Source organism: Stutzerimonas nitrititolerans, from assembly GCF_003696285.1.
Lineage (GTDB): Bacteria > Pseudomonadota > Gammaproteobacteria > Pseudomonadales > Pseudomonadaceae > Stutzerimonas > Stutzerimonas nitrititolerans.
On sequence record NZ_RFFL01000027.1, the window covers coordinates 1 to 8,138 of the forward strand.

Sequence of the window (8,138 nt, forward strand, 5' to 3'; positions counted from 1 at the left end):
TGTCTGCAGGCAGCGCGACTTTCTGCTTGCCAGCGACATACTTCAGCGCGCCGAGAAAGCAGGCCGAGTAGCCGGCAGCGAAAAGCTGCTCGGGGTTGGTACCGGCGCCGCCTGCGCCGCCCAGTTCGCGCGGGGTGGACAGCTGCACGTCGAGTACGCGGTCGGAAGAGGTGGCGCGGCCTTCGCGGCCACCGGTGGCAATAGCAGTGGCGGTGTAGAGAATTTTCTCGATGGACATGGTGATCGTTCCTGTTCAGTTGAGTGGCCGGCTGGTGTTGCCCGGTGAGATGTATTCTGCGTGTCTCCAGAAATTATCGGTGATATAAAGTCCGGAAAACTTGATCAGGAGTACGAATATGGCGGATAGGCTCGCGGCACTGATGACGCATTTCCCGATGAGTGCGCAGGTGTTCAATGCGGGTGCGTTGTGCGGCATCAACACTTTGCAAAGCGATGGCGTACACGGACAGTTGCACCTGGTGCGCAGCGGCGCGGTGGAGGTGCAGTACGGCAGGGAACAGCTGCAGGTCGACCGACCGAGTCTGCTGCTGTTCCCACGGCCGCTGACGCATCGCTTTATCACCGACTCCGAGCGCGGTGCGGACCTGGTTTGCGCCAACCTGTCGTTCGATAGCGGCGCAGGCAACCCCATCGCATCGGCGCTGCCGGACGTCGTCTGCCTACCGCTGGCAGCCATTGACGGCGCCGAACCGGTGCTGGGGTTACTCTTCGAAGAGGCCTTCGAGCAGCGCTGCGGGCGCGTCGCGCTAGTCGAACGCCTATTCGAGGTGGTGATGATTCAGGTGTTTCGCCAGTTGATGGAAAGCGGAGCGGTGCAGGGGGGCCTGCTGTCCGGCTTGTCGCATGCGCGGCTGCGCAACGCGCTGGTGGCTATGCACGAAGCGCCGGCGCAGGAGTGGACGCTGGACGAACTGGCGAACGTCGCCGGCATGTCACGCAGCGTGTTCGCCACGACGTTCCGCGAGACGGTAGGCACCACGCCTGGACAATATCTGCAGGGCTGGCGCGTGCGACTGGCGCAGAAGGCCTTGCGACGCGGACGCTCCTTGAAGGTAATCGCGATCGAAATCGGCTACGGCAGCGAAGCCGCACTCTCCCGCGCGTTCAAGGCGCAAACGGGGCAATCACCCCGGCAGTGGAAAGCTTGTCATCCGCAGTGACCAAGGCCTGGAGGTGCAACATCGAGCGTGTCTCGCGTGCCCTTATCTGGCCTGCTCAGTCAGGGCATAAATAATCCTGACCGCACGCTAGGCGCATCTCGCGTATGAGCTGCTGGAACCGACACAGCCAGTGCAAGCGCTCGTCGCCACGAGACAGCGACTGGCGGTCGATTCAAGCACACCGTCAGTCAGGCCCATGAACAACTCACACTGATCGATTCGGTCGGGGCGGCCTGGTGATGGGTTCGAATGGGCCGCTTCTGGCCCGAAAGCAGCCAGTCAACACCAGATAGCCCCAGGCCTCGCAACGCTCCGAAAGCTCGTCCGGTAAGCCGTCGATCTGAGACGCACACGCAGGGAAAGGTCACCCAAGGGTGAACAGGCGCGCCCCGTCCCTAAGCTGAAACACTCGGTAGAGATGAAACAGCTCCTCCACTTCTTGGGAGAACATCAGCTCGTTGTGGCGGACCAGAAATGACGAGGCTACTCAGCGTCTGACCAGAGCCACATACAGTTCCCAGTCACGAAGACTGACATTAGAGCTGTGGCGCGGCTCATCACAGGCTGCGCCATATCGCGTCCACCGATCATGGGTTCCGGTCAGCGGCTCATGCCGGCCAGTCGTTGCGAGATGGCCAGCATGCCCTGGCCAAGCTCACGCAGCGTGGCGGCATCACGCGCGCCTTCCTCGCTTGCGGTATGGATTCGAACGGCCAGCTCATTGATTTCCTGGGTCACGTGGCTCTGCTGCTGGGCCGCCACGGCAATCTGCTGCGCCCGCTGCACGATGTCATCGAAGCTGGTAACCGTGTCGCCGAGCGTGCCGGCCACGCCATTGGCCTGCAGCACCGCATCATGGGTGCGCTGGGCACCGGACTGCATCGTCGACACCGCCTGGGTCGACGCCTGGCGCAACTGGGTGATCATCTGCTGGATCTCGTCGGCCGAGTTCTGGGTTCTTCCTGCCAGTGTGCGCACCTCATCGGCGACGACCGCAAAGCCCCGGCCCTGCTCGCCGGCGCGCGCGGCCTCGATTGCGGCATTGAGGGCAAGCAGGTTCGTTTGCTCGGAAATGGACTTGATGACGTCCAGCACCACACCGACGCGCTCGATGTCCTGGCCCAACCGGGTGATCGCCGAGGCCGCGTCGTCGATATTGCCTGCCAATCCGCCAATGGCCTCGCTGTTGCGCCTTACCTGATCCTGCCCCTGCTCGGCTGCCGACAAGGACTGGCGGGCCGTGTCGGAGCAATCGGTGGTATTTTGGGCCACCTCGGCCGCACTGGCCGACATCTCGGTAATGGCCGTGGCCAGCAAGGTGTTGTCCTGCCGCTGCACTTCGGCACGGTCGGCGAGGCCGATAGACAGCTTCGCCAGGTCGTCGGCCTGCCGCTCGAGACTCGCCGACTCGTCGGCAATGCGCTGCAACATGTCGCGTAGCGAACCGGCGTAGCGGTTCACTGCCCCACGCAGGGTGCCGAGTTCATCCGCGCGATGGATCTCCAGCTGCGCATCATCGCGACCGCCGCCCTGCCCCAGGCGCTCGATCTGCTCGGTGGTTTCCTCGAGCTGCGCCAGCAAGCGCTTGCCGGCAAACCAGGCGATGCCGAGCAGCAACGCCATCAGCGGAAGCAGGAACATGAGCACCTGGCCGGTCAGCTCATCGGCAAGGCCGGTCACCTTGGCTTCGGACGTCACCAGGCCGACCCGCCAACCGGTGCCTGGCATGGTTTCCAACGTCACATAAACGGGGCCATCGACCAGCCCGTCATGCTCCAGGAATATCGGCTGCTTATCCGAGCTTCGAGCCGCAACTGCATCGGCTACAGGCTTGAGCCATGGTTTTTCGCGTCCCAGGTCGGCCAGCGTCGGTAAGCCGCCGGACGCTTTCAAGCCGGGGTAGAACAGCAGGTTACCGGCCTGGTCGACTGCAAACGCATAGCCACCCGTCACGCCCCCGTTTGCTTCGAGAAAACGGGCCAGGCCATCGAGTTTCAAGTCGAGCGTCGCGACGCCGGCAAATACGCCTTCGCGCCGGTAGGGGACGCTGCAGGTGGTCATGGCCACGCCACTGACCGTATCCAGGTAGCCATCCGACCAGACGCAGCGTCCCGGTGCCGCCGAACGCGCGTCGGTGTACCACGACTCGCCGTGATAGGAGGCCGTCTGCGAGGCGTTGTAGTCGTCCGAATATTCAAGCTCGCCATTGCCGTTGCGCGCCCAGAAAAAGCTGCGGCGCGTCGCTCCGGGCGTGAAGGCGTTCGGCTCAGGCCACAGCCCGCCCCCGGCGATGGATTCATCGCCTTGCGCATCGATCAGGTTGGGCAGGGTCGAACTCGCCAGCGTCACGTCATTCGGCATCGTTTCGGCCAGATGCGCCATGGCAGCAGTCGTTCCTTCGATACGACTGAGCTGTATCGCCAGCTGACGGGCCAGGGCGCTGGCCGATTGCGCGGCGGCGGCAGTCCCCGTGGCGACCAGCCTTGGTTTACCGCCAAGGGCCATGACCGCGAAAATCGCCAGTGCGGTCAGCAGCAACAGGAGGAGGACGCCCAATGTCATGCGCGAGGCGATGCGGGTGGGTAAAGAGAACATGCTACAACTCCCAACGGGAACGACGTTGTAGAGCGTTTCGGCCGCTCGGCGTTGGGATTGAGCGTTCCACGAGCCGATACGATGAGCGGTTGGGTCTCCAACCTTCAGCCTGTAGCGCACCGGCTGGCTTTCCATGGATCCGAAGAAGCATGAGCTGTGGCAGACAGACGCAGCCTCAATGGCGTGGCGAATAGGAAAAGACCGCGGATCCGTCATTGGGTGGTGTCGGTCCTGCAGACCTGGAAAGCAAAGTTGGCTTCGTCCGACGGACAGATCGCGCTAATTGGACATATGAATCATCGCTGATTATTGGCTAGCGCATTTATATAAGCCCCAGCCTTTACGAAATCACCACCAGCCAATTCCATAATCCTGGCAATCAGCATGGTGTATTCATAAAAAAATTCAGGCTTTTCTTTTGCCAAACCAGTACATGACCCTGTTTTAAGATTCTTTATAAATCCGCCATTCAACTTGATCCTTTCAAGAACATTTACTGAAAGCCTTTGTGCAGACCGAACATTTTTAGTTGAAGCGATCTTTAACTTATATCTGAGAATGGCGGATTCATGTGCGATTGGGCATAGGTCCCCGGCGTTAACCCTGTTAATCGCCTCAACCATGCCCCTGAGCCACGAGTCATACTCACCCGCATCTATCAGGATATTTGAGGCTGCGGTCATGACCAAATAGCATTTTACAGAATAGTCCGCGCACTTGTTTTTCAAAACGTAGTTTATGAGCTCTTGGTTTTCACTGGAGCCCTCGCGGAGGCTTATCAGATTCATTCGCTCATGCTCCTCGAGTTTCTCCGCGCGAGAGCCGAAGAAACTTGAGCCCCACATATCCTGTACTATCCATCGTGACTCTCGTTCACCAACCGCAATAAGTGAATTTCCGTAGACCCAGAAAGAAACAACCACGGCCATCATAAGGCCGCCAACAACCAGAATCTTCGCCTTCATTTATATTCCATAGCTAGGGAAGGTCTGAAAAAGACTTCCCGAATCTGGTGAAACACGCCGATCCCGCCAGCCGAGTTTTTCCATGAGGCAGATGACCTTCGCCGACGCCGAGTACGCCGGCAAGCGCAAGCAGACCCGTAAGGAATTGTTCCTGATCGAGATGGATCAGGTGGTGCCGTGGAAGGGATTGATTGCCCTGATCGAGCCACACTACCCAAAGGGTGAAGGTGGTCGTCCAGCCTATCCGCTGATGGCCATGTTACGTATCCATCTGATGCAGAACTGGTTCGGCTACAGCGACCCGGCCATGGAAGAAGCGCTCTACGAGACGACCATCCTGCGTCAGTTCGCCGGGCTGAGCCTGGAGCGCATTCCCGACGAAACCACCATCCTCAACTTCCGTCGCTTGCTGGAGAAACATGAGCTGGCAGCCGGCATCCTCGGCGTAATCAATGGCTACCTGGGGGATCGCGGCCTGTCGCTGCGCCAGGGCACTATCGTCGATGCCACACTGATCCACGCGCCCAGCTCGACCAAGAACCAGGACGGCAAGCGCGACCCGGAAATGCACCAGAGCAAGAAAGGGAACCAGTATTACTTTGGCATGAAGGCGCACATCGGTGTGGATGACGAGTCGGGGCTGGTGCACAGCGTGGTCGGCACGGCGGCAAACGTGGCGGATGTCACCCAGGTCGACAAACTGCTGCATGGTGAAGAGAACGTCGTCTGCGCCGATGCCGGCTACACCGGCGTCGAAAAGCGCCCCGAACATGCTGGCCGCGAAGTGATCTGGCAGGTCGCAGCACGCCGCAGCACCTACAAGAAGCTCGATAAACGCAGCGCCCTGTACAAAGCCAAGCGCAAGATCGAGAAGGCCAAGGCACAAGTGCGAGCGAAGGTCGAGCACCCGTTTCGAGTGATCAAGCGCCAGTTCGGTTACGTGAAGGTGCGCTTCCGTGGCCTGGCCAAGAACACCGCTCAGCTGGTGACGCTGTTCGCGCTGTCGAACCTATGGATGGCGCGCCGACATTTGCTGACTGCCGCAGGAGAGGTACGCCTGTAATGCGGGAAATGGCTGCTGCGAGGTGCTCGCGGCGGCCAAAAACGGAGAACTGAGCGGGTTACCTGGTCGATTTTGATCGACGGCCCGCTTTCAAAAGCAGCGAGGGCTGAAGTCGACCGGAAATACAGGGCTACTTCAGACCTTCCCTAACAATTACTTATTCAGGTTGCACGAAACCCTTTTTTTCATCTGACGTTCGCGAGCGTCTCACGGGTAAGGCGCTTGGAGCGGTAGATGACGATTGCTGATGCGCAGTTTGCGCGCTTGATCGCGAAGAATCTGTAACCAAGTAGGCATGCTTGCGACGTGTTTTGGTCGAGCGACTGCTTTTGACCGATTCTGTTGAAAAAGTAGCGGCCGCCCCATGCCGTTGGCAAAAAATTGCTTTGTCAGCGAGCGTGGGGGGCGAACAGCATGATGGGACAGCCACCGGGAGGACGGCAGCTCCTGTTCTACTCGTTCAATCTGGAAGATCTCGTCCCGGCCCAACATCTTCTGCGCAGCATCGACCAGTGTCTGGATCTCAGTGATCTGCGTGCCTACCTGGCGGATTTCTATAGCCCCATCGGGCGTCCCTCGATTGACCCGGAACTGATGGTGCGCATGCTCGTCGTCGGTTACTGCTATGGCATTCGTTCCGAGCGGCGATTGTGCGAAGAGGTGCACCTGAACCTGGCCTATCGCTGGTTCTGCCGGCTGGGTCTGGAAGACGAAGTACCCAACCATTCGACCTTCTCAAAGAATCGTCATGGCCGTTTTCGTGACAGCGATCTGTTCCGCTGGTTGTTCAATGAAGTGCTGCGGCGCTGCATGGCGGCCGGTCTGGTCAAGGGTGAAGGTTTCACTGTCGACGCCAGCATCATCAAGGCGGATGCCAGCCGGCAACGTGGGGTAGCAGGAGATGAAGTCGATTGGCGCGCTCCAGCACTCAGCAGCCGCGCTGTGCGCGAGTACCTCGAAGCCCTTGATGAAGAGGCGCTGGCTGAAGCTCTTCCTAAGAAAATTTCGCTCTGATCCTCAGTCCCGTTGGACAGCGGCGCCAGACGGCTCGGCCTTTTTTGCCTACGCCACGAATTACCTGATCGACACTGAGCACGGTGTGATCATGGACGTGGAAGCTACCCCGGCGCACCGTACCGCTGAAGTCGATTCGACCAAGACGATGGTCGAGCGTGTCGAAGCGCAGTTCGACCTCACACCGGAACGCCTTATCGGCGATACCGCCTATGGCACTGCCCCGATGCTGGCCTGGATGGTCGAAGAAAAGGATATCGAGCCGCATGTGCCGGTGTGGGACAAGACCGAGCGCAAGAATATCGCTGCCCAGCCGGCAAACCGCTACGCAGTGAATGGCGCTCCTTCACCCAGCAAAGATCTCGGGTAACCAAGGCCAACACCATCATTTACCGCTCCAGCCAAACCGACTGCGCCACCTGCCCGTTGAAAGCGAAATGCTGCCCCAATACGCCGAATCGGAGATCGTCCGCAGCATCCATGAGGCTGCCCGCGGCGTGGCTCGACGCATCGCCAAGACACCGGAGTACATCGTCTCTCGCTGCTGCGAACGAAAGAAGGTAGAGATGCTTTTCGCCCACCTCAAACGGATCATGAAACTCGACCGTTTACGACTGCGTGGCCTAACGGGTGCCACTGACGAATTCACCTTGGCTGCGATGGTGCAGAACCTGCGCCGCATGGCCAAGCTTTTGCCTCAAGGGCCACCGCTGACGGGATAGGTACGCCTGCTAGAGCAGAAACCCTCAAATTAACCCTTAAACCTGAGCAAGGACGCTCAGTGAAACGCCGGAAGGCAACTTGAAGTGGCTTGCAGCCACTTCGACAGCAGGCACACTTGATCGGCAGGCTGCTGCTGAAGCTACTTTTTCAACAGAATCGGCCGATAGCTGTCCTTCCACAGGATGAACGACTCGGCGTGGAAGAAGGCGAGAAAAAGGGCCGCGGCGAAATACCAGGAACGTTTCAAACGACCGGCCCCAACGGGATTCGCCTCGATCAGAATTCACGACCTGAAGCACACCTTCGGACGAAGATTGCGGGCAGCCGGGGTGACGGAAGAAGACAGGAAGGCCCTGCTGGGCCACAAGAACGGCAGCATCACCAGCCACTACTCGGCCGCCGAGCTGGGCAAACTGATCGATGAGGCCAACAGGATATCGGCGACGGATGCGCGAGGTCCGGCGCTAACCATATTGAGGAGAACGGCAGGATGAAACATGAGTCCCGCAAAAGTCCTCACACGAAAAAGGCCGGAGCTTTCGCTACCGGCCTAAGTCGTTGATTTGTTTGGTCGGGACGGAGTGATTCGAACACTCG

The 8,138-nt window shown here is 59.5% G+C and carries 5 protein-coding genes and 2 pseudogenes; 4 read left to right on the top strand and 3 right to left on the bottom strand.

The window, feature by feature from the left end:
• Positions 1–238, bottom strand: a 238-nt coding sequence (locus tag EA795_RS20115; protein ID WP_122079145.1) for an Ohr family peroxiredoxin, incomplete at its 3' end; no start/stop codon positions are given.
• 118 nt (positions 239–356) lie between these two features.
• Between EA795_RS20115 and EA795_RS20120 the strand changes: the two genes are divergently transcribed.
• Positions 357–1,181 (top strand): AraC family transcriptional regulator, encoded by an 825-nt coding sequence (locus tag EA795_RS20120; RefSeq protein WP_122079147.1) that lies wholly within the window; start codon positions 357–359, stop codon positions 1,179–1,181.
• Between the two features lie 600 nt (positions 1,182–1,781).
• Here EA795_RS20120 and EA795_RS20130 read toward each other — a convergent pair.
• Together EA795_RS20130 and EA795_RS20135 are read right to left on the bottom strand one after the other, a co-directional pair.
• On the bottom strand, positions 1,782–3,776 hold the full coding sequence (locus EA795_RS20130; RefSeq protein WP_122079148.1) for a methyl-accepting chemotaxis protein: 1,995 nt from the start codon (positions 3,774–3,776) through the stop codon (positions 1,782–1,784).
• 296 nt (positions 3,777–4,072) lie between these two features.
• Positions 4,073–4,741, bottom strand: a complete 669-nt coding sequence (locus EA795_RS20135) for a hypothetical protein (protein WP_122079150.1) — start codon at positions 4,739–4,741, stop codon at positions 4,073–4,075.
• A gap of 82 nt (positions 4,742–4,823) precedes the next feature.
• Here EA795_RS20135 and EA795_RS20140 point away from each other — a divergent pair, with 82 nt between their 5' ends.
• The 3 genes and pseudogenes from EA795_RS20140 to EA795_RS20150 form a co-directional block, all read left to right on the top strand.
• Entirely contained in the window at positions 4,824–5,804 is a 981-nt protein-coding gene (locus EA795_RS20140; protein ID WP_122079152.1) for an IS5-like element ISPa16 family transposase, read from the top strand.
• A gap of 414 nt (positions 5,805–6,218) precedes the next feature.
• Positions 6,219–7,540 (top strand): annotated as a pseudogene (locus EA795_RS20145) (transposase).
• Positions 7,541–7,717: 177 nt separating this feature from the next.
• Positions 7,718–8,035: pseudogene (locus tag EA795_RS20150) on the top strand (tyrosine-type recombinase/integrase); the annotation flags it as partial.
• Positions 8,036–8,138 lie beyond the last annotated feature (103 nt).